The sequence below is a fragment of the Nodosilinea sp. AN01ver1 genome (genome assembly GCF_050565655.1).
Taxonomy (GTDB): Bacteria; Cyanobacteriota; Cyanobacteriia; order Phormidesmidales; family Phormidesmidaceae; genus Nodosilinea.
Genome location: NZ_JBNXVS010000005.1, coordinates 106,779 through 125,451 on the forward strand (window position 1 = coordinate 106,779; position 18,673 = coordinate 125,451).

General features: G+C 56.3%; 21 protein-coding genes. 15 read left to right on the forward strand and 6 right to left on the reverse strand.

What is annotated here, in order from left to right; translation table 11 throughout:
* Positions 1-101: 101 nt before the first annotated feature.
* The 9 genes from ACQ4N7_RS06710 to ACQ4N7_RS06750 all read left to right on the forward strand — a co-directional run bounded on the left by ACQ4N7_RS06710 (position 102) and on the right by ACQ4N7_RS06750 (position 9,703).
* Positions 102-1,637: a TolC family protein gene (locus ACQ4N7_RS06710; protein ID WP_430710844.1), complete on the forward strand. Its 1,536-nt coding sequence runs from the start codon at positions 102-104 to the stop codon at positions 1,635-1,637.
* A gap of 496 nt (positions 1,638-2,133) precedes the next feature.
* Positions 2,134-2,709 carry a DUF2854 domain-containing protein gene (locus ACQ4N7_RS06715; protein ID WP_430710845.1) on the forward strand — a complete coding sequence of 192 codons (576 nt, stop codon included), beginning with the start codon at positions 2,134-2,136 and terminating at the stop codon, positions 2,707-2,709.
* Between the two features lie 16 nt (positions 2,710-2,725).
* On the forward strand, positions 2,726-3,559 hold the full coding sequence (locus ACQ4N7_RS06720; protein ID WP_430710846.1) for a class I SAM-dependent methyltransferase: 834 nt from the start codon (positions 2,726-2,728) through the stop codon (positions 3,557-3,559).
* 57 nt (positions 3,560-3,616) lie between these two features.
* A complete protein-coding gene (gene psbP, locus ACQ4N7_RS06725) occupies positions 3,617-4,159 on the forward strand; it encodes a photosystem II reaction center PsbP (protein ID WP_430710847.1) in 543 nt (180 codons plus the stop codon).
* A 128-nt stretch (positions 4,160-4,287) separates the two neighbouring features.
* Entirely contained in the window at positions 4,288-4,884 is a 597-nt protein-coding gene (locus tag ACQ4N7_RS06730; RefSeq protein WP_430710848.1) for a Maf family protein, read from the forward strand.
* A gap of 159 nt (positions 4,885-5,043) precedes the next feature.
* On the forward strand, positions 5,044-5,286 hold the full coding sequence (gene acpP, locus ACQ4N7_RS06735) for an acyl carrier protein (RefSeq protein WP_106867565.1): 243 nt from the start codon (positions 5,044-5,046) through the stop codon (positions 5,284-5,286).
* Positions 5,287-5,454: 168 nt separating this feature from the next.
* Positions 5,455-6,708: a beta-ketoacyl-ACP synthase II gene (gene fabF / locus ACQ4N7_RS06740; protein WP_430710849.1), complete on the forward strand. Its 1,254-nt coding sequence runs from the start codon at positions 5,455-5,457 to the stop codon at positions 6,706-6,708.
* A gap of 261 nt (positions 6,709-6,969) precedes the next feature.
* Entirely contained in the window at positions 6,970-8,976 is a 2,007-nt protein-coding gene (gene tkt / locus ACQ4N7_RS06745; RefSeq protein WP_430710850.1) for a transketolase, read from the forward strand.
* A gap of 262 nt (positions 8,977-9,238) precedes the next feature.
* Positions 9,239-9,703: a cupin domain-containing protein gene (locus ACQ4N7_RS06750; RefSeq protein WP_430710851.1), complete on the forward strand. Its 465-nt coding sequence runs from the start codon at positions 9,239-9,241 to the stop codon at positions 9,701-9,703.
* A 222-nt stretch (positions 9,704-9,925) separates the two neighbouring features.
* On the opposite strand, the gene ACQ4N7_RS06755 is transcribed toward ACQ4N7_RS06750, so the two are convergent.
* The 4 genes from ACQ4N7_RS06755 to ACQ4N7_RS06770 all read right to left on the reverse strand — a co-directional run bounded on the left by ACQ4N7_RS06755 (position 9,926) and on the right by ACQ4N7_RS06770 (position 12,625).
* Positions 9,926-10,276 (reverse strand): hypothetical protein, encoded by a 351-nt coding sequence (locus tag ACQ4N7_RS06755; protein WP_430710852.1) that lies wholly within the window; start codon positions 10,274-10,276, stop codon positions 9,926-9,928.
* A gap of 50 nt (positions 10,277-10,326) precedes the next feature.
* On the reverse strand, positions 10,327-10,980 hold the full coding sequence (locus tag ACQ4N7_RS06760) for a RusA family crossover junction endodeoxyribonuclease (protein ID WP_430710853.1): 654 nt from the start codon (positions 10,978-10,980) through the stop codon (positions 10,327-10,329).
* Positions 10,981-11,132: 152 nt separating this feature from the next.
* Positions 11,133-11,918, reverse strand: coding sequence for a CBS domain-containing protein (locus tag ACQ4N7_RS06765; protein WP_430710854.1), 786 nt, complete (start codon positions 11,916-11,918; stop codon positions 11,133-11,135).
* Between the two features lie 518 nt (positions 11,919-12,436).
* Positions 12,437-12,625 (reverse strand): hypothetical protein, encoded by a 189-nt coding sequence (locus tag ACQ4N7_RS06770; protein WP_430710855.1) that lies wholly within the window; start codon positions 12,623-12,625, stop codon positions 12,437-12,439.
* 81 nt (positions 12,626-12,706) lie between these two features.
* On the opposite strand from ACQ4N7_RS06770, the gene ACQ4N7_RS06775 reads away from it, so the two are divergent.
* The 3 genes from ACQ4N7_RS06775 (at position 12,707) to ACQ4N7_RS06785 (ending at position 15,227) form a co-directional block, all read left to right on the forward strand.
* Complete coding sequence (locus ACQ4N7_RS06775) at positions 12,707-12,943, forward strand: hypothetical protein (protein WP_430710856.1); 237 nt, start codon at positions 12,707-12,709, stop codon at positions 12,941-12,943.
* Between the two features lie 132 nt (positions 12,944-13,075).
* Positions 13,076-14,107: an isochorismatase gene (locus ACQ4N7_RS06780; RefSeq protein WP_430710857.1), complete on the forward strand. Its 1,032-nt coding sequence runs from the start codon at positions 13,076-13,078 to the stop codon at positions 14,105-14,107.
* A gap of 496 nt (positions 14,108-14,603) precedes the next feature.
* Positions 14,604-15,227, forward strand: a complete 624-nt coding sequence (locus ACQ4N7_RS06785; protein ID WP_430710858.1) for a TMEM165/GDT1 family protein — start codon at positions 14,604-14,606, stop codon at positions 15,225-15,227.
* Here ACQ4N7_RS06785 and ACQ4N7_RS06790 read toward each other — a convergent pair.
* The gene (locus ACQ4N7_RS06790) at positions 15,224-15,664 is read right to left on the reverse strand and encodes a YbjQ family protein (protein WP_430710859.1); all 441 of its coding nucleotides are present in this window, start codon (positions 15,662-15,664) and stop codon (positions 15,224-15,226) included. The genes ACQ4N7_RS06785 and ACQ4N7_RS06790 overlap by 4 nt on opposite strands.
* A 2-nt stretch (positions 15,665-15,666) precedes the next feature.
* On the reverse strand, positions 15,667-16,029 hold the full coding sequence (locus ACQ4N7_RS06795; protein ID WP_430710860.1) for a YbjQ family protein: 363 nt from the start codon (positions 16,027-16,029) through the stop codon (positions 15,667-15,669).
* Between the two features lie 266 nt (positions 16,030-16,295).
* Here ACQ4N7_RS06795 and ACQ4N7_RS06800 point away from each other — a divergent pair, with 266 nt between their 5' ends.
* The 3 genes from ACQ4N7_RS06800 (at position 16,296) to cysC (ending at position 18,536) form a co-directional block, all read left to right on the forward strand.
* The gene (locus ACQ4N7_RS06800) at positions 16,296-16,520 is read left to right on the forward strand and encodes a hypothetical protein (protein WP_430710861.1); all 225 of its coding nucleotides are present in this window, start codon (positions 16,296-16,298) and stop codon (positions 16,518-16,520) included.
* A 471-nt stretch (positions 16,521-16,991) separates the two neighbouring features.
* Positions 16,992-17,936, forward strand: coding sequence for a YihY/virulence factor BrkB family protein (locus ACQ4N7_RS06805; RefSeq protein ID WP_430710862.1), 945 nt, complete (start codon positions 16,992-16,994; stop codon positions 17,934-17,936).
* 48 nt (positions 17,937-17,984) lie between these two features.
* The gene (gene cysC, locus ACQ4N7_RS06810; protein ID WP_430710863.1) at positions 17,985-18,536 is read left to right on the forward strand and encodes an adenylyl-sulfate kinase; all 552 of its coding nucleotides are present in this window, start codon (positions 17,985-17,987) and stop codon (positions 18,534-18,536) included.
* Positions 18,537-18,673: the final 137 nt, after the last annotated feature.

Sequence of the window (18,673 nt, forward strand, 5' to 3'; positions counted from 1 at the left end):
AGCGCAGTCGTTCGCGTTGCGTCTCCCCAAGGAAGAAAGCCAGCATAATCAAGACATTCGCTTCCAGAGAGTAGTGCTTTATGGTTGAAAGCATGAGAATCATGACGGTTCTGATCTGTGGGGGGCTGGGGATGGGGTTTACCCTGGGGCTAGTTACCCTCTCCTTGCCAGCATTTGCAGAATCGCTGCCGCTGGCAGAACCTGCGGCAGGGGCAGAACCTGCTGTTCCAAACGGTGGTGTGACTACCGATTCAGACACTGTTACCCTGACGCTGCCCGAGCTGCTCAATCTCACCCTGGAGGGCAATCGCGAGCTGCGCAACCAGGCGCTAGAGCGAATTGTGCAACGGCAGCAGCTCGCTGCCGCCGAGCAGACCTTCAGCCCTCGCTTCACCCCCACCATTCGGGCCGATGCGGCTCGAAGCCAGTTTGGTGGTGAGGAAATCATCGATGAAACCTTAGGGTCGGTGCTGCTGGGGGGCGATCGCACCGACCTTGACCAGGAGGTGCGTCTCGATACCACCCTCACCACTCCTTTGGGCACCCGATTTGAGGTAGGCCTGACACCCTTCGAGGACGGTCAGGCGCTGCAGTTTCGAGTCAGTCAGCCGCTGCTGCGGGGCTTTGGTCGGGCCGTCAACGAGGCCCCGCTCAACCAGGCCCGCCTGGGCGAAACCCGCAACCAGCTGGCCCTGCGCAGCACCCTGATCGATACCCTGACCACCGCCATTTTTCGCTACAACGACCTGATCAACGCCCAGGCCCAGGTGGAGATTCAGGCCCAGGCCCTGGAGCGCCGCCAGCAGCAGCTAGAAATTTTGCAGGCCCTGGTCGAGGCCGGACGGCGTGCCCCCATCGACCTGTTTGACCCCGAGCGATCGCTCGCCGATGCCCAGCGCAACCTGGTCGATGCCCGCAACCAGCTCGACCAGGCCAACAGCGCCCTGCTCAACCTGATCGGTACCGATGCCGACCTGCGCTTTGTGGCTTCGGTAGATGCGATCGCCCAGCTTTTTACTGCCGCTGCGGCCCAGGTCGGCACCTACAAGTCGGAAGAATTGGTGGCGCAGGCCCTGGCCCAGCGCTCTGACTACCGCCAGGCCCAGCTCCAGCGGCAGCAGCAGGAGCTAGACCTGCTGCTGGCCCAAGACAACCTGCGCTGGCAGCTCAATGCTGTGGCCGACGGCACCCTGGGGGACAGCGATCGCAGCGCCGTTGGGCTAGTCGCCACGCGCACCTTTGGCGACCCCGCCCCCGAAACTAACCGCGTCGCCAGCGACATTGCTCTGCAGCAGCAGGACAATACCCTGGCCCAGCTGCAAGACCAAATTCGCAACGATGTTGTGGCCGGGTTCAACGAGGCCCGAGCTAGCCTGCTTCAGGTAGAGGCCGCCGAGCGAGCCACCCTCAACGCCCGTCGCCAGCTCGAAGCCGACCAGGCCCAGTTTCGCCTCGGGCGCGGTGGAGTCAACCTGTTTCAGCTGATCAACCAGGAAGAATCGCTGGTGAATGCCCAAACGAACGAACTCGCCGCCCGCATCGCCTTCCTCAACACCGTCGCTCAGCTAGAGCAAACCGTGGGCATTACGCTAGAGCGCTGGGCGGGGGAGATTGAGCTGGGCCGGGAATGGGAGTAGGTGGGTGGATGGATGAATGGGTTGTACAAGCGATAGCGGCGTCCCGCAGAGTAGGGAAGGTGAGGGGATGAGGGGATGAGGGGATGAGGGGATGAGGGGATGAGGGGATGAGGGGATGAGGGGATGAGGGGATGAGGGGATGAGGGGATGAGGGGATGAGGGGATGCGAAGTCTCTTCTCTGGAGACGCTGCGCGAACAAAGTTGAGAATTCAAAATTGTGTCTGCGGGTTGGCTTGGCCTAAACGCATTACCTCCGCCGGAAAAACTTTGAACTTTGAACTTCTTTTCTTCTCTACCCTCCTCACCTCCTCACCCTCCCCACCTACCTCATCCTCCTCACCTCCTCACCCTCCCCACCTACCTCACCCTTCTCACCTCCTCACCCTCTCCACCTACCTCACCCTCCTCACCTCACCCATCCTCCGCCCTACCCTACCTTTCTCACCCACAAGGCGGCATGATTAGACATGTAAGCTTTTCTAACGTGAGGACCGTATGCTGGGGCGATTAAATTTGAGCTTGGTGCTGCTGGCGGTAGGGGGTGTCCTGACCATCATTGGCTTTGTCGCCTACTTTCAGGACAACTCCACGCTTAACCTGGTCGGGTTTTTCTACGGCATTCCCGTGCTGCTGGGCGGGCTGGCGCTGCGGGCGGCAGAGCTAGAGCCTGCGCCCTATACCCAGCCCACCTCCCCAGATGTCCTCAAGCTGCGCGAAGAGCAGGCCACTCCCACCCAAAACCAGGTGCGCCAGGATGTCACCCGCTACCGCTACGGCCAGGAAGCCCACCTGGATGTCGCCCTGCAAAAGCTGGGCCTGAGCCCGTCGGGGCAGGAGTGCCCTGAACTCAGCGGTCTCCACGAGACAGAAATGGATGGCAGCTATGCCCTGGTGCTGGAGTTTGATTCGACCACGGTATCCTTTTCGACCTGGGTAGAGAAAAAAGCCAAAATCGAATCGTTCTTTGGTCCCAACGTGCGCGCCGAACTGAGCCAGCCTGCCGAGGACCAGGTCAACCTGGCCCTGATCACCCAGCTAGAACCGGCCACCCCTGCTCCAGTAGAAGCCTGATTTTCGCCACTGCCCTATGACTCGTCCCACTGCATTGCCCCATAGCCAGCCCCAAGCCTGGGCTACGATTCGCGACGCGTTTGGGAACCGACTCGGAACGAGTATCCGTCCCAGAATCGCCTCTGCTCTACGCTACCTGGCCCTAGTTGCCGTCCTCTGGGGTCTAACTGCCTGTGGTGCCCCGGCCCTACAGGCTAGCCCTGATACAAGGCCTGACTATCAAACCGTTGCCCCCAGCCCCGACGGCATTGGCCGCGTGTATCTGGGCCGCGAAATCGCCCAAACCATGGGCCACCAGGGAGCAGGCTGGCTCGATCGCCCCAGTCGAGCCCTGCAAGAACGACCCCAGGTGGCGATCGCATCCCTCGATCTTGCCCCCACCAATGTCGTGGCCGATATTGGCGCTGGCACCGGCTACTTTGCCCGCCGCATCGCCCCCCTGGTGCCCCAGGGCAAGGTGCTGGCCGTCGATATTCAGCCCGAAATGCTGGCCCTGCTGCAGCAGGAACTCGAAGCCAAAGGGATCGCAAACGTAGAGCCTATTCTCGGCCAGATCGACAATCCCAACCTGGCCCCCAACTCCATCGATCTGGCGCTGATGGTCGATGCCTACCACGAGTTTGCCTACCCCCGCGAGATGATGCAGGGTGTGGTAGCGGCGCTCAAGCCCGGCGGACGGGTCGTGCTGGCCGAGTACCGGGCCGAAAATCCGCTGGTGATGATCAAGCGCCTGCATAAGATGAGCGTAGCCCAGGTGCGCCGCGAAATGGCCGCCGTGGGTCTGAACTGGCTCAAGACCGACGACAGCCTGCCCGAGCAGCATCTGCTGTTTTTTCAGAAGCAGGCTTGAGCAGCCGTGTGAGACAATTAACAATTATTGCTGATCGTGATCCAAGGACGTCGACCCATGCTGAAGCGGCTGGCCACAGTGCTTTTAATTGTTTTTGCTGTTACCCTCCAGGGCTGCGTGAGCGGCGGTGGCGGGCTGCAGGCCTACGCCGACCAGTACTCGGGCTACGAGTTCATGTACCCTACCGGCTGGGTTGAGGTCAACGTGCCCGGTGCCGCCGACGTGGTGTTCCACGACATCATCCACGAGACCGAAAACGTCAGCGTGGTGGTCAGCGAGGTGCCCGAGGGCAAAGACCTCGACGACCTCGGCACCCCCACCGAAGTCGGCTATAAGCTCTCCAAGAGCTTTAGCGCCCTGTCAGGCGACGAAAGCACCGTTGATCTGCTCAGCGCCCAGCGGATCAGCACCCCCGACGACAAGACCTACTACATTCTCGAATACCTGGCCGACCTGCCCGCCGGGCCGCGCCACAACCTGGCCAGCGCCATTGTGCGACGGGGCAAACTCTACACCTTCAATGCCTCCACCGACGAGGGCCGCTGGGAGAAGGTCAAAGACATGATGAAGCAGTCGGTGGCTTCCTTTAAGGTGTCCTAGCCAGGTGATTCAGGCACCGGGTGCTTTGGGCTGGTTGAAGGTCAACTGATAGTCCTCGCAAAGCACCCGGTGCCTTAGCCGCGAGCATTTTTAGACAGGGCGTTCTTTGTTCGTAGTCAACCTCAGCCATGCCGACCTCTCCCCGACCCCAGTTCGTGCTTGCCTCAGCCTCTAAGGGTCGCCGCCTGCTGCTGGTGGGAGCGGGCATTCACCCCTTTGTCTGCCCCAGCAACTTTGACGAAGACCAGGTCGCGCTTACGGCTCCGCCCAGCTACGTGGCCACCCTGGCCCGCTGCAAAGCCGAGTCGGTCGCGCCTCAGTTTCCCAGCGCGCTGGTGCTGGGCTGCGACTCGGTGATGGCCTTTCAGGGCAAAATCTACGGCAAGCCTGAGAATAGGGAAGATGCGATCGCCCGCTGGCAGTCGATGCGGGGCAATATCGGCGAAATTCACACCGGCCATGCCCTGGTCGCCCCCAGCGGCATTACCCTGGTGCGCAGTGCCGTAACGCGCGTCTACTTTGCCGATATAGACAACGCCGCGATCGCAGCCTACGTCGATTCAGGCGAGCCATTGGCCTGCGCCGGAGCGTTCTCAATCGACGGCAAAGGCGGCATGTTCATCGAAAAAATCGAGGGCTGCCACACCAACGTCATTGGCCTCAGCCTGCCCCTGCTGCGGGTCATGCTAGAAGAACTGGGCTACCGGGCAACAGAGTTCTGGTAGGGTTCCTTTGCGGATACTTTTTTCCGATACTATGGAGAAATGCTCAAAATTGGGCGGCCTTATGCTGGGGCTTAACGTCAGATCTTCGTCTCGATGGGGTCGCAGGATGATAAGGTTTTTTGTTGTCGATTAATCTGTACAAAGAGGCGTTGGAGAACTATGAGCGCAGAGACTTTTGAAAAGGTCAAAAAGATTGTCAGCGAGCAGCTAGGGGTTGAAGAGGCTGACGTTAAACCCGAGGCTAGCTTTGCCAACGACCTGGGCGCTGATTCTCTCGATACCGTAGAGCTGGTTATGGCCCTGGAAGAAGAATTCGGGATTGAAATTCCCGACGAAGCGGCAGAGGGCATTGCTACCGTGCAGGATGCCGTTAATTTCATCGAAGAAAAAGCAGCCGCCTAGGTCGCCATCTCAGGCTCAGCCAACGGATAGGGTCAGGTTTTGAGGAATAGGGGGTCAGGTTTAGGGGACAAGGCCAGTTCACAGCCCTAAATCTGATGCCCCAAACTCTGATCTACCCCACGGCCAACCCCTTTATAAAATTTCCCTGGTTTTACCCCATTTTTGGCTATGGCAAACTCTGACTCAAAGCGCGTTGTGGTAACTGGCATGGATGCCATTACCCCCATTGGCAATAGTCTAGACGAGTACTGGGCAGGGCTGGTGGCCGGGCGTAGCGGCACCGATCGCATCACCCTGTTCGACCCGTCTCAGCACGCGTCGCAAATTGCTGGCGAAGTCAAGGGGTTTGACCCAGGCGAATTTTTGGACAAAAAAGAAGTCAAGCGCATGGATCGCTTCTCCCAGTTTGCGGTGATTGCGGGTCAGCGCGCTCTGGCTCACTCTGGGCTGAGCATTACCGACCTCAACGCCGAGCAAATTGGCACCTGCATTGGCTCCGGCATTGGCGGCCTCAAGGTGCTCGAAGACCAGCAGGAAATTTACCTCACCCGTGGCCCCAGCCGCTGTAGCCCCTTCATGATTCCGATGATGATCGCCAATATGGCGGCGGGGCTGACCGCCATTCACACGGGCGCTAAGGGGCCGAGCACCTGCCCTGTCACCGCCTGTGCCGCCGGGTCTAACGCGATCGGCGACGCTTTTCGGCTGATTCAAAACGGCTACGCCCAGGCGATGATCTGCGGCGGCACCGAGGCGGCGGTGACCCCCCTGTCGCTGGCGGGGTTTGCCTCGGCCCGCGCCCTCTCCACCCGCAACGACGACCCCACCACCGCCAGCCGCCCCTTTGATAAAACCCGCGACGGCTTTGTGATTGGCGAGGGCTGCGGCATTCTCATTCTCGAAGAGCTGCAGCACGCCCTCAGCCGGGGAGCGACCATCTACGCTGAGATTGTCGGCTACGGCATGACCTGCGACGCCTACCACATGACGGCCCCTGTGCCCGGTGGCGAAGGGGCGGCCCGCTGCATTCAGCTGGCCCTCAAGGATGCCGGGGTGTCGCCGAGCAAGATTAGCTATATCAACGCCCACGGCACCAGCACTGGCGCTAACGACCCCACCGAAACCCAGGCGATTAAAACCGCCCTGGGCGAAGCGGCCTACAAGGTGGCGGTGAGTTCCACCAAGTCGATGACCGGGCACCTGCTGGGCGGCTCTGGGGGTATTGAAGGGGTGGCGACCTGTCTGGCGATCGCCAACGATGTGGCCCCACCGACGATCAACCTGCACGACCCCGATGTGGGCTGCGACCTCGACTACGTTCCCAACCAGAGCCGCCCTATGCCTATCGAAGTGGCCATCTCCAATTCCTTCGGTTTTGGCGGCCACAACGTTACGCTGGTGTTCAAGAAATACCGTAGCTAACGCTACGAATCAGACAAGTTGATAGGTATAATAACCTAAGGCTTGCCCCAGAAAATTGCCCTTAGGCACCCGAGCGTTGTGCCTTGCCTAACCAGGGGGTATTGACAATCGTCTGGTTGCGGGGTCTGCTGAAAGGCAAGGCAATATGTGTGGTGTCTTGTGTGTGGTCTTGATTTATTCAGGCCGGTGACCGTGTTAGCCCCTGGGCTACCCCTAATGCTGCGTGCTGCTCCGAAAACCCGTCGTTAAGCTGTTGAACCTATGGCTGTTGCAACCCAATCCCTGGAAGAACTCTGTATTAATTCCATTCGCTTCTTAGCAATTGATGCGGTGGAAAAGGCCAAATCTGGCCACCCCGGTCTGCCGATGGGCGCTGCCCCCATGGCCTACGTGCTGTGGGATAAGTTCATGCGGTTTAACCCCAAAAACCCCTACTGGTTTAACCGCGATCGCTTTGTGCTGTCGGCGGGCCACGGCTGCATGCTGCAGTACGCTCTGCTGTATCTGACCGGCTACGACAGTGTGACGCTGGACGACCTCAAGCAGTTCCGCCAGTGGGGCGCTCGCACCCCCGGCCACCCCGAGAACTTTGAAACCCCCGGTGTGGAAGTCACCACCGGGCCCCTGGGTCAGGGCATTGCCAACGCCGTGGGTCTGGCCATGGCCGAAGCGCACCTGGCGGCCAAGTTCAACAAGCCCGACTGCACCCTGGTTGACCACTACACCTACGTCATTTTGGGCGATGGCTGCAACATGGAAGGGGTCTCAGGCGAGGCCTGCTCCCTGGGTGGTCACCTGGGCCTGGGCAAGCTGATTGCCCTGTACGACGACAACCATATCTCCATCGACGGCTCGACCGATATCTCGTTTACCGAAGATGTGGCCAAGCGCTTTGAGGCCTACGGCTGGCACGTGCAGCACGTGGAGAACGGCAACACCGATCTGGACGCGATCGCCAAAGCGATCGAAGCCGCCAAGGCCGTCACCGATCGCCCCTCGATGATCAAAGTCACCACCACCATCGGCTACGGTTCGCCCAACAAGCAAAATACTGCCGGCGTCCACGGTGCGGCCCTGGGCGGCGACGAGATCAAGCTCACCCGCGAAAACCTGGGCTGGAGCCATGGCGACTTTGAAGTACCCGAAGACGCCCTCAGCCACATGCGCAAAGCGATCGAGCGCGGCGCTAGCCTCGAAGCCGAGTGGGAAGAAACCCTGGCTACCTACCGCAGCAAGTACGCCGCTGAAGCCGCCGAGTTCGAGCGCATGCTGGCGGGTAAGCTGCCCGAGGGCTGGGCCGACGCGCTGCCCACCTACACCCCCGAAGACAAGGCCCTGGCCACCCGCAAAAACTCTGAGGTTACCCTCAACGCGCTGGCCCCAGCCATCCCCGAGCTGATTGGCGGCTCCGCCGACCTCACCCACTCGAACCTGACCGAGCTGAAGATCTCCGGCAGCTTCCAGAAGGGGGCTTACGAAAACCGCAACCTGCGCTTCGGCGTCCGCGAGCACGGCATGGGTGCGATCTGCAACGGCATCGCCCTGCACAACTCGGGCCTGATTCCCTACTGCGCTACCTTCCTGGTGTTTGCCGACTACATGCGGGCGGCGATTCGCCTGTCGGCCCTCTCCCAGGCGGGCGTGATCTACGTGATGACCCACGACTCCATTGGTCTGGGCGAAGACGGCCCCACCCACCAGCCGGTGGAAACTATCGCCTCCCTGCGGGCCATCCCCAACCTGATCGTGATTCGCCCCGCCGACGGCACCGAAACCTCCGGGGCCTACAAGATCGCCGTCGAGCACCGCAAGACCCCGACGCTGATGGCCTTTAGCCGTCAAAACCTGCCCAACCTGCCCGGCTCTTCGATCGAAGGGGTGGCTAAGGGTGCGTACATTGTTGACGACTGCGATGGCACCCCCGACCTGATTTTAATCGGCACCGGCAGCGAGGTTAGCCTCTGCGTCGATGCGGCTAAGGAACTGCGGTCTGCGGGTACCCAGGTGCGGGTGGTTTCGATGCCCTCCTGGGAACTGTTTGACGCCCAGGATGCTGCCTACCAGGAGTCGGTGCTGCCCAAGGCGGTGACCAAGCGGCTGGCGGTAGAGGCAGGTATCACCATGGGCTGGTGCCGCTACGTGGGTGCCGAAGGCGACGTGATTGGCGTTGACCGCTTTGGGGCCTCTGCCCCCGGCGGCCTGGTGATGGAGAAGTTTGGCTTCACCGTGGAGAACGTGGTGAGCAAGGCTAAGGCGCTGCTGGGCTAACGGTCTAGCCAGTTAATGTGTGAAAGGGGGGCGATCGCGCGATCGCCCCCCTTTTGTTTTAGCTTTGCTACCTGATTGACTGACAAAAGTTCTGCGGTAAGTTGGTGTTGAGCGAAGCGTTCGCGTTGGCGAAGCCACCCCTTTGGGGCTAGCGTCTACAGAGGAGAAAACCCACACCAGTAACGGTTTTGTTGGGTTACGCTAACGCTAACCCAACCTACAGCAGCTTGAGTAATTCCTAATCACTCATTTAGGAGCAATTATGTCACTTCCTTTGATTTTGCAACCGGGTGAAGGGCAAACAGTACAAATCCGCACCAGTACTTGCACCTTCAAAGCAACAGGCCAAGAAACCCACGGCCACTTTGGTCTGTTTGAGTTTGTGATGGAACCTGGAACGGATGGCGCTAGCCCTCACATTCACAAAGAATTGACCGAAGCGTTTTATGTGGTGGAAGGCAATGTTGAACTTGTTTTGGGCGATCGCCGCATTGTTGCCGAACCGAAAGCCTTCATTCTCGTACCGGAAAATACACCGCACGGATTCTCTAATGCTGGACAAACACCAGCAACACTGCTAATTCTGTTCTGCCCAGCAGATTCACGGGAGCAGTATTTTGAGGGACTGGCTGAACTGACCAAAGACGGACGAGAACCGACTCAAGCAGAGTTACTCGATTTAATGCAGCGGTTTGATCAATATCCGGCGACTAATACTGGTTCTTAAATTGATCTAGGCTTCATAAATCATAATTACAAATTCTTTCTCAGTACCGGTTTTGACAAACTTCCCGATCTGCTCAAATCCTACTTGCTCCCAAACTCGTTGCGCCCGCTTGTTGAATTTTGCGATCGTTACCCGGCACTTCTGTGCCCTATATTGGTTGGCTCCGTACTTCACTACGGCTTGAGCATAATGCTTGCCCTGTCCCTGACCAACTAAGTCTGGTCACATTCCCATGCCAATGTCGAGGGCTTCAGTGCTGTAGTCTCCGCCTGGCACTTGGCCATCTGCTCCAAAAGAGCAATAGCCCTCAAGTTCTTCGTACACATTTAAGATTGCATAAAAGGCATTTTTGAGGTCAATTAGATAACACAAGTCTTCTTGAATAGTATCGATATCAAAGTTATAAATGTCATACGGGGGAAGGTAACGCCAACGAAGAATTGGTAGTGCGTGTTCTTTCTCAAGTCGTCGCAAGGAAAATCTCATTTCAAACTTCGCCTTAAAACTGTTTGAGAGAAAAAACTTCCTCTCACAAGACTGCAGGCCTAACGTTCCTGGCACAGCTGTTCCCAAGACTTTTCTACACAGTAAGAGGCTTTGTAAAATCCGCTGCACCAGGGTTACTAGACAGTATCATTTAACCGACCCCGCATCTCGTCAATCTTGACAACAGAAAAGCCGTTTACGCGAGTCCGATGAAAAAATCTTTGAATTGGCAAAAGGTTTTTAGAAAAGTAGTAATCGTTTGAAAGCTGTTGCAACTCTTCTCGATCAGCCAGCATTGCCTCAACTCTATTCAGTATTCGGCTTATTGCCTCATGCGGCAAATCTCCATTAACAGGGAAACATAAGCCTTTAGGGTATTGGACAAAAAATAGATTCTTCTTCTTGAGCCAATCATCAGGCATATAACTTACTCTCACAACAATCTGCTGATCTTCCCTTGCCCAATCAATCCAATAGCAGGAAACAGATTGAACTTGGCAGTCATCTATTAGCAAACCCTCTGGACCACAAAAGCCATCTAACAAAGGTTTAATTATGTTATCGACATCAGGTGCTTGGTCGGATTCATAGCGTAACCGTTCATGAATCAACCACTCAATCTCTATCTTGATATCACCAGTCAGAATATATTCCAACGACCGAGTAATGGAGCGAATTTCATTTGTTACTACATTTTTTGCAGCAGAATTTGCTTGCTGTGACACAGGAACAATTGATAATTCAAAATGTATTTCACCAAAAATTGGTGGCTTGCTCCTATCAAGTGACATAAGCTAACACCTTTTAAAGTAAAGGTTGGCGCATCTGACGGTCTAACGTTCCGGTTCCGGTTGAGCGGCTGAAAGTAAACTTTACAATATTAATGAGATCACTTAATAGTCCGCTCCAGGTGGGTTGTTAAACCGTTTGTACTGCCACCATTTTAGTGTTTGAGACTGTTTGCTAATGCTAACATCATCCTGCTCAAGAGCCGATCTCGCTCGACCACCCCGATTACTTCATTTGTCTGCTCATCCAAAACTACAAGTGCTTCAAGGTTAAGTCTTTCCATTTTCTCAAGAGCTTGAGCATTGGTTTCATTTTTGTAGACTAGTTCAGTAATAACTCCCAGCCTTTCTTTCACTCTATCAAAACAGCCATTATTAATGTCTTCAATAAAGTTTTTAGCATCTCCTCGATCACTCTTAAGCATTGCATTTAGAGCCCAAGAAGGCATAAAGCCAACAAATTGGTTGTCCTTGTTCAGAAAGATTACAAATTTAAAGTTGCGGAACTGGGATAAAGCTTCAATTACTTGTCTAACAGCACCAACTTGATAAAATCCTTCCCTTCCTAAAGTCATTGTCATAACTATTGGTCGGCCATCTCTTATCCTGCTGATTCTTTCTCTCAAATCCTGTGGAAGCCCTTTAGGGATTACCTCCATTAATAACATTGATAAACCTATTTCTGTCTGACTAGGATCTACTATTTCAGTAGCTTCTTTTAGAAATTTGGCTCCCCATCCGCCTGGACCAGTAAATTCTGATAATCGTTCTGATACAAGAGCATATATTATGATTGGAGCGAGCAAAAACGCTATTACTGTTGCTCCATCAACATTTACAAGTATGTATTTTAGAATAGCAATTACCAAAATGCTGATAACCAGAAAAATCGCAGCAAACAATAGAGCTTTTGTATCTTTATCCGGCGTTGTCTTACCCATGATTCTTTAATATATGGCTTTGCCAAAAACAACCTTCAACCCATGCCCCTTCACGATTCCTCCATCGATGATTTCAAAATAATTTCTCACTCGTAACTCTACGGAAACTTGGTGCTGATATCTGGCAGACAATCTCCTGGTTGCGCTTCCACAGAAAGCCTAGCGGTCTAACTACATATTAAGTATTAGAGCCGCTGGATAAGACCCCTATCCTTCAGAATTATCTGGCAGATTCACTAGATAATGCCTGGATCTTAAAGAATTAAATATCATTTTTGCTTGATAAGCCCTTAACGCCTAGGTGTTCTCCAACATTTTTGGCAATCAACTCCGGGCATTGAGGGTTATTACCCATCAAATGTGCTGGAGAAGTCCTTGGGTTGAGGTGTTATCCGGTAAGTCCTCATATCCAGTAAGTCATCATTGGTCTGCTAAGCCAAGGGTTAAGAGCTGAGTCATCAATCGTAATCAGTTCTACAAGCACGCATCTCCCACATGCGAGCTTGGCCGAAGGTTCTCTAGAGTTTGCCCGCCGTCAGCAAACCCTGAACTGCAAAGTAGCCCATACGGTTGTACTTTTGCCCTGCTTCTGGCAGATTAAAACTGCGGGGAATGATTTTAGGCGGAGAAGAGAGGAGTTCGCACCTCCGCTCTTCTCCTGAGTCATCCCAACTTAACCCGGTAAGCTGGCGATAACCTGGAATCATTCTAGGCTCTAGCGTCGTATTACCTGCAATGGGGACAGCTAGACTCGTTCCCCGTTTTCTTTAGCGAAAACGGAGACCCGTATGTTTTTAGAACCCACCTCGGGGGATGAGTCCCCCGTACCCTTCACCCTACCCACCTACCGCCAGGAAACCCTGCGGCACATTCTGCTGGGCGACTACGGCGCAATCACCGATGCCATAGGCCAACTCGTGGCACTGGGCTACAGCGATCGCGTCGCCTGGTCAGACCCCATCCCCACCGGGCGCAGCGGCGAATATGTCGCCGTGATGACCCGCAGGCGGGGGATGCGATCGTAGGGCGATCGCCAATAAAATGGGCCTGTGGGGGCGTTGCATGCAACGCCCCTACGGGGTGCCTGATACTGAATCAGGGCTTACCAAACCCGATTTCGGATCAGACAGCGATCGCCCTCTTTTCCCCAAACCGCTATGACGCAGACCCTGCCCATTCCATCCTTCTTTGACCCCGCCAAGGTCGGCGAAATCTGGCCCGTGCCCTACCAGCAGCGGGCCACCGACGCCAAAGCCTGGGCCGCCACCCACGGCATTGCCCCCGCCAGCGACGACCGCCGCCGCCTCTGCCTGCTGTTGATCGATGTGCAAAACACCTTCTGCCTGCCGGGCTTTGAGCTATTTGTAGGCGGGCGATCGGGCCAGGGGGCCGTCGACGACAACCGCCGCCTGGGCGAGTTTATCTACCGCAACCTGGGGCAGATCACCAGCATTACCGCCACCCTCGACACCCACCAGGCCATGCAGGTGTTTCACCCCTACTTCTGGGTCGATGCCGAGGGCAACAATCCGCCGCCGATGACCCTGATTCACTACGACGATGTGGTGCAGGGCAAGTGGAGCGTCAACCCAGCCGTCGCCGCCAACCTCGACGCCCCCCGCGACCTGCAAGAGTACGCCCTGCACTACACCAAAACCCTCGACGACCGAGGCAAATATCCCCTCACCATCTGGCCCTACCACTCTATGCTGGGCGGCATTGGCCACGCCCTGGTACCCGCGATCGAAGAAGCCTGCTTCTTTCACACCATCGCCCGCCAGAGCCAGACCCGCTTTGAGCTGAAAGGCAGCAACCCCCTGACCGAAAACTACTCGGTGCTCAGCCCCGAGGTAATGGACGATGGGCGGGGAGGCGCGATCGCCCAGAAAAACACCCCCTTGATTCAAACCCTGCTAGAGTTTGACGCCGTCGTTATCGCTGGCCAGGCCAAGAGCCACTGCGTCGCCTGGACGGTAGCCGACCTGCTCAGCGACATTCAGGCCACCGACCCGGCCCTGGCCCAAAAGGTCTACCTGCTCGACGACTGCGCCTCCCCGGTGGTCGTGCCTGGGGTGGTCGATTTTACTTACCAGGCCGAGGAAACCTACCAGCGCTTTGCCGAGGCGGGCATGCACCGGGTGCAGTCAACCACCGCGATCGCCGACTGGCCCGGCGACATTTGGAGCTAGCCGATTTAGTTAGGACACGTTAACAGGCGGAACCCTCTGGTAGGGGCATTGCATGCGATGCCCCTACGCGAAACCTGTCCCCATTAAGGGGATTTAGAACTCAGCAATGGTGTACCCCACCTCATTGAGAACCGCTATAAACCACCTGACTTCGATACTTATCAATTCTCAAAAAGCAGTTTCAAAAATGAATAGAAAATGAATTTACGTCAGCCTTTCTATTCAGAAGGTCTGTAATTCTGCTGACGGTTTGATGCTGAAACAGTGGTATTATGTTAACCATTGAAGGGGAGTAGCTTTAGGCTTTTGAGCCTGATCACCTGAGTCAACATACTGGCGATGAGCCTGGTTCAGGTGGTGAATCCGCGCTTTTTGAGGCAAAAAAGCGGCCATTCGCAAGCGAGACCTTCACTAAGTCCACAGCAGACGTGGGCTTGGTGGGGTCTTTTTAAGTATCCATCATGCCCACTCAGTTTCTGTACCACTGGAGAGGAGCATGAACCCACTAACAGGCTTTACCGCTGGTCTACTGCTAATTACCCTGTCTGAACTAGGCGATAAAACCTTTTTTATTGGCGTTATCTTAGCCACCCGTCACCCCCGTCGCTGGGTATTTGCGGGGGTCACCGCCGCGCTGTTTGTGATGACCGTTTTGTCGGTGGCGATTGGTCAGGTCGTCACCATTTTTCCTGAGCGCTACGTGCAGGGGCTAACGGTGGCGCTGTTTTTAGGCTTTGGGCTCAAGCTGCTCTACGATGCTAGCCGCATGGCCGGGCCAGGAGATCTGGCCGACGAGCAGGCCGAGGCCCTGGAGGCGGTCGAAGAGCGCGAGGTTGGGGTGAAAAAATGGACGGTCAAAACGGTGCTGATCGAAGCCTTTAGCCTTACCTTTGTGGCCGAGTGGGGCGATCGCACCCAGTTTGCCACCATTGCCCTGGCGGCGGCCAACCATCCGGTGGGGGTGGTGCTGGGGGCCACCCTGGGGCACGCGATCTGTGCGGCGATCGCGGTCGCCTGCGGCAAGCTGATCGCCGGGCGCATCTCAGAGCGCTGGCTCACGATCGTCGGCGGGGTTCTGTTTATCGTCTTTGGCCTGGTTGCCGCAGTGGAGATGGGCTAGCGCACCCCCGTGCCGTAGGCAATCACCTCTAAGGCCACCACCCCATTGCCGTTGTTGCCGCTCAGCTCAGCGGTCTGAATGCGGATATTGACGACCCGTTCGGCTCCCCAGGCCAGGGCAGACTCTTCCATCCGCAGCAGGGCCTCGCGGCGACCGCGTTCGAGCAGGCTTTCGTAGACCGTGATCCGCCCGCCAAACAGCTTCAGCAGCCCTGCCACAAAGGTCTTAAAAAAGTCAGACGAGATCACCACGCTGCCCACAAATAGCTCTGCCTGCCGAGCATTGGGCACCGTGGTCTTGGCCCCCGCCGTACTGAGCACCAGCCCTTTGATGGCCTGCTCGCGGTGCTGCAAAAGGCGCAGGTGCTGCTGCTCGGCTCGAGCGCCAAAAAAGTAGCCAACCCCCAGCAGAATCGCAAAAATAACTAATCCATCCATAGCTACTCCACCCGCACAGCGGTCCCGTAGGCAAACAGTTCTGCTGCGCCCTGGGTCAGCGATGAGGTGGCAAAGCGCACATTGACAATGGCGTTGGCACCGCGCTTTTGGGCGTCCTGCACCATGCGGCTGGTGGCTTCTTCGCGGGCCTCTTGCAGCAGTTCGGTGTAGCCCTTGAGCTCGCCGCCGACAATATTTTTGAGGCTGGCGGCAATATCGCGGCCCAGGTGCTTAGCCCGCACCGAACTGCCCTGCACCAAGCCCAGGTGCTGCGTAATGGTTTTGCCAGGCACAGTTTCGATATTGGTGAGAATGATGTTGGCGGCAGAAGGTCGCGGTTGAGAAGATCGAGGTTGAACGGTCATCGCATGTGGCCAGAGGCCCGATAAAACAACCACAACCCTAGCCTTGGGGATCATCCGCGTCGATAGTTTTTAACGGTTTGCCCACCATTGCTTGCAAACCGTTACATAGAGGGCGATCGCGGCCCTTGCCAACGTCGAGTGCTATCCAAGCGCGAGCTGAAACAGCGCTCGGGTGACCCGCCGGGGGAGAACATTTGCTCCTTGGAGGCCGCTAAAGGATGCGGTAGTATCGGCAATAACCGTAAGCAGCCAGGAGGGTTGATCTCATGTTCCATCTGTACTTTGGTGGGTTTGATGTGCTGCTCTACCTGGGGGGTATCTACGGCGCGCTAGCCCTTTCCAAGGCTCTCTGCGATCAAATGGATGCGGCTGAGGTAGCCCAGAGCACCACGACCGAAACGACGGTGGCCCCCCTGCAGCCGATTGCCCCCCACCTGGTTGCCCCCGCCACCAAGCGGGAAGAGGTTGGCGTTAGAGTTTCGGTCAACTGAGGGCGAATAGCAGCGAGGTCGGGGCGGCTGACATCGAGCGAGCCGGAGGGCAAAACCACCGCGATAGGACCTGTCGTTATTATTAGGACACCTGCGCACTGAGAGCGGCTCGATACAGCGCCCTGGTATTGAGCCGCTTAGCGCTCGAATACTCGCCTCAGCTAGCCGCTAGCGCAGGATGACAAACTGGCCTAGATGTCTGCTGATAACCGTGGGGTTGTCAGCAAGATGGTATGTATAGGGTCTCAGGGAGAATTTAGACGGTAAAGCCCTGGTGAAAGGGGCGATCGCCCTAAGGCAAGGTGAATTTTCCCTCTGGTGCTCTACTTTTTGTGTTTTATGCCAATGTAGGTAGCTGGCACGACACTCTAACGAGCGAACAGGGTCGATAGAATGAGGAAACAACTGGCGCGGTTTGGACATTGGCGACGCGCATGGGCACTGGCACACCAATGGATTAACAACGCGGCTATGCTCGATTTCTTTAAGTATCGAGTGGGTCAGTCGGCGTGGACTAAGCTGATTGGTCGCACCCTGATGAAATGGCAGCAGGACGACTGCCTGGAGATGGGGGCTGCCCTTGCCTATTACGCCTTGTTCTCGATGTTTCCGATGATTTTGGTGTCGCTGAGTATCGTCGGCTTTTTAATTGGCCCCAACACCGTCGCCTACAATGCTGTGCTCATTTTTGCCCAGGAGACCCTGCCTCCCGACGCTTTTCCGATCGTACAGACGACGCTAATTCAGTTTCATACCGGCAGCACCAGCGCCAGCATTGTCGGTTTTTGCATACTGCTGTTTACCTCCAGCGGTTTTTTTGGGGCGCTCAGCCGCTCCTTTGACAAAATTTGGCACACCAAGCCTCGCCACCATCGCTTCGACGGCGTGGGAGAAGTGGCGTTTATCTTTTTGTGGCGGCGGTTTCTGGCGTTTTTGCTGGTGATGGGGGCAACTAGCCTCATTTTTGTGTCGCTGATCTCCAACATTGCGATCGATACCGCCACCAAGATCTTAGAAGGCGTCAATCAGTGGGTGGTGGTGATTGGTATCGACCAGGTGCAGCTGCTGTCGTGGCTGCGGCTGGGCATTTCGTTCGTGACCCTGACACTGGTGGTGATGGTCCTTTACAAAACGCTGCCCAGCACCCGCGTTGCCTGGCGAGATGTGTGGCTGGGGTCGCTGCTGACCGCCGTGCTGTGGCTCATTTTGCAGCAGCTGATCAGCAATAGCGTGATTAGTCTGGGCAGCCAGTTTCGCTCCTACGGCGTAGTCGGCGGGGTGATGGTGCTGATGCTGTGGATTTACCTCACCAGCCAAATTTTCTTTTTGGGGGGTGAGTTCACCTATATCTATGCCCACCTGTTTGGCAGCCGCAAAGGGCAGAAAAAGCTGACGGCCAAGGTAGGCGACCAGTAAGTGGTTTAATTTATAGAGCAGTTATAGAGCAGTTACGGAGTTGGTTTAATGGCTACAGCGCAGCGTGGGGTAACGATCTGGTTTACGGGGTTGAGCGGGTCGGGTAAGTCGACTATTGCTCGCGCCCTGGAGGCCGAACTGCGTCAGCGGGGCTGCCAGCTAGAAGTGCTCGACGGCGACATCGTGCGCACCAACCTAACCAAGGGCCTGGGCTTTAGCAAAGAAGACCGAGATGAAAACATTCGCCGCATTGGCTTTGTCTCGCACCTGCTGACCCGCAATGGCGTGATCGTGCTGGTGTCGGCCATTTCGCCCTACCGCGAGGCGCGCGATCAGGTGCGCGATCGCATTGATGACTTTGTCGAAGTCTTTGTCGATGCCCCCCTCACTGTCTGCGAAGACCGCGACGTTAAAGGCCTCTACAAGAAAGCTCGGGCGGGCGAAATTAAAGGCTTTACCGGCATTGACGACCCCTACGAAGCCCCCCTCAACCCCGAAGTACACTGCCACACCGACCAGCAAACCGTCGAAGAGAGCGTGGCCCAGGTGATTGCCAAGCTCGAAGCAATGGGTTACCTGGCCGCCGCGGCGGTAGCTTAGAACAATAGTTCAGTTCGCGTAGGTTGGGTGCAACAAAGTGTTTGCAAAGCGTCTCCAGAGGAGAAAACCCAACAGCAGCAAGCTTTTGTTGGGTTACGCTGGCGCTCCACCCAACCTACCAATTAAAGCTGACAACG

What these genes read in the sequence shown, in the direction of transcription:
- ACQ4N7_RS06710 (WP_430710844.1), top strand. Translation starts at nt 102, where the DNA reads ATGACGGTTCTGATCTGTGGGGGGCTGGGGATGGGGTTTACCCTGGGG.
- ACQ4N7_RS06715 (WP_430710845.1), top strand. Translation starts at nt 2,134, where the DNA reads ATGCTGGGGCGATTAAATTTGAGCTTGGTGCTGCTGGCGGTAGGGGGT.
- ACQ4N7_RS06720 (WP_430710846.1), top strand. Translation starts at nt 2,726, where the DNA reads ATGACTCGTCCCACTGCATTGCCCCATAGCCAGCCCCAAGCCTGGGCT.
- psbP (WP_430710847.1), top strand. Translation starts at nt 3,617, where the DNA reads ATGCTGAAGCGGCTGGCCACAGTGCTTTTAATTGTTTTTGCTGTTACC.
- ACQ4N7_RS06730 (WP_430710848.1), top strand. Translation starts at nt 4,288, where the DNA reads ATGCCGACCTCTCCCCGACCCCAGTTCGTGCTTGCCTCAGCCTCTAAG.
- acpP (WP_106867565.1), top strand. Translation starts at nt 5,044, where the DNA reads ATGAGCGCAGAGACTTTTGAAAAGGTCAAAAAGATTGTCAGCGAGCAG.
- fabF (WP_430710849.1), top strand. Translation starts at nt 5,455, where the DNA reads ATGGCAAACTCTGACTCAAAGCGCGTTGTGGTAACTGGCATGGATGCC.
- tkt (WP_430710850.1), top strand. Translation starts at nt 6,970, where the DNA reads ATGGCTGTTGCAACCCAATCCCTGGAAGAACTCTGTATTAATTCCATT.
- ACQ4N7_RS06750 (WP_430710851.1), top strand. Translation starts at nt 9,239, where the DNA reads ATGTCACTTCCTTTGATTTTGCAACCGGGTGAAGGGCAAACAGTACAA.
- ACQ4N7_RS06760 (WP_430710853.1), bottom strand. Translation starts at nt 10,980, where the DNA reads ATGTCACTTGATAGGAGCAAGCCACCAATTTTTGGTGAAATACATTTT.
- ACQ4N7_RS06765 (WP_430710854.1), bottom strand. Translation starts at nt 11,918, where the DNA reads ATGGGTAAGACAACGCCGGATAAAGATACAAAAGCTCTATTGTTTGCT.
- ACQ4N7_RS06770 (WP_430710855.1), bottom strand. Translation starts at nt 12,625, where the DNA reads ATGATTCCAGGTTATCGCCAGCTTACCGGGTTAAGTTGGGATGACTCA.
- ACQ4N7_RS06775 (WP_430710856.1), top strand. Translation starts at nt 12,707, where the DNA reads ATGTTTTTAGAACCCACCTCGGGGGATGAGTCCCCCGTACCCTTCACC.
- ACQ4N7_RS06780 (WP_430710857.1), top strand. Translation starts at nt 13,076, where the DNA reads ATGACGCAGACCCTGCCCATTCCATCCTTCTTTGACCCCGCCAAGGTC.
- ACQ4N7_RS06785 (WP_430710858.1), top strand. Translation starts at nt 14,604, where the DNA reads ATGAACCCACTAACAGGCTTTACCGCTGGTCTACTGCTAATTACCCTG.
- ACQ4N7_RS06790 (WP_430710859.1), bottom strand. Translation starts at nt 15,664, where the DNA reads ATGGATGGATTAGTTATTTTTGCGATTCTGCTGGGGGTTGGCTACTTT.
- ACQ4N7_RS06795 (WP_430710860.1), bottom strand. Translation starts at nt 16,029, where the DNA reads ATGACCGTTCAACCTCGATCTTCTCAACCGCGACCTTCTGCCGCCAAC.
- ACQ4N7_RS06800 (WP_430710861.1), top strand. Translation starts at nt 16,296, where the DNA reads ATGTTCCATCTGTACTTTGGTGGGTTTGATGTGCTGCTCTACCTGGGG.
- ACQ4N7_RS06805 (WP_430710862.1), top strand. Translation starts at nt 16,992, where the DNA reads ATGCTCGATTTCTTTAAGTATCGAGTGGGTCAGTCGGCGTGGACTAAG.
- cysC (WP_430710863.1), top strand. Translation starts at nt 17,985, where the DNA reads ATGGCTACAGCGCAGCGTGGGGTAACGATCTGGTTTACGGGGTTGAGC.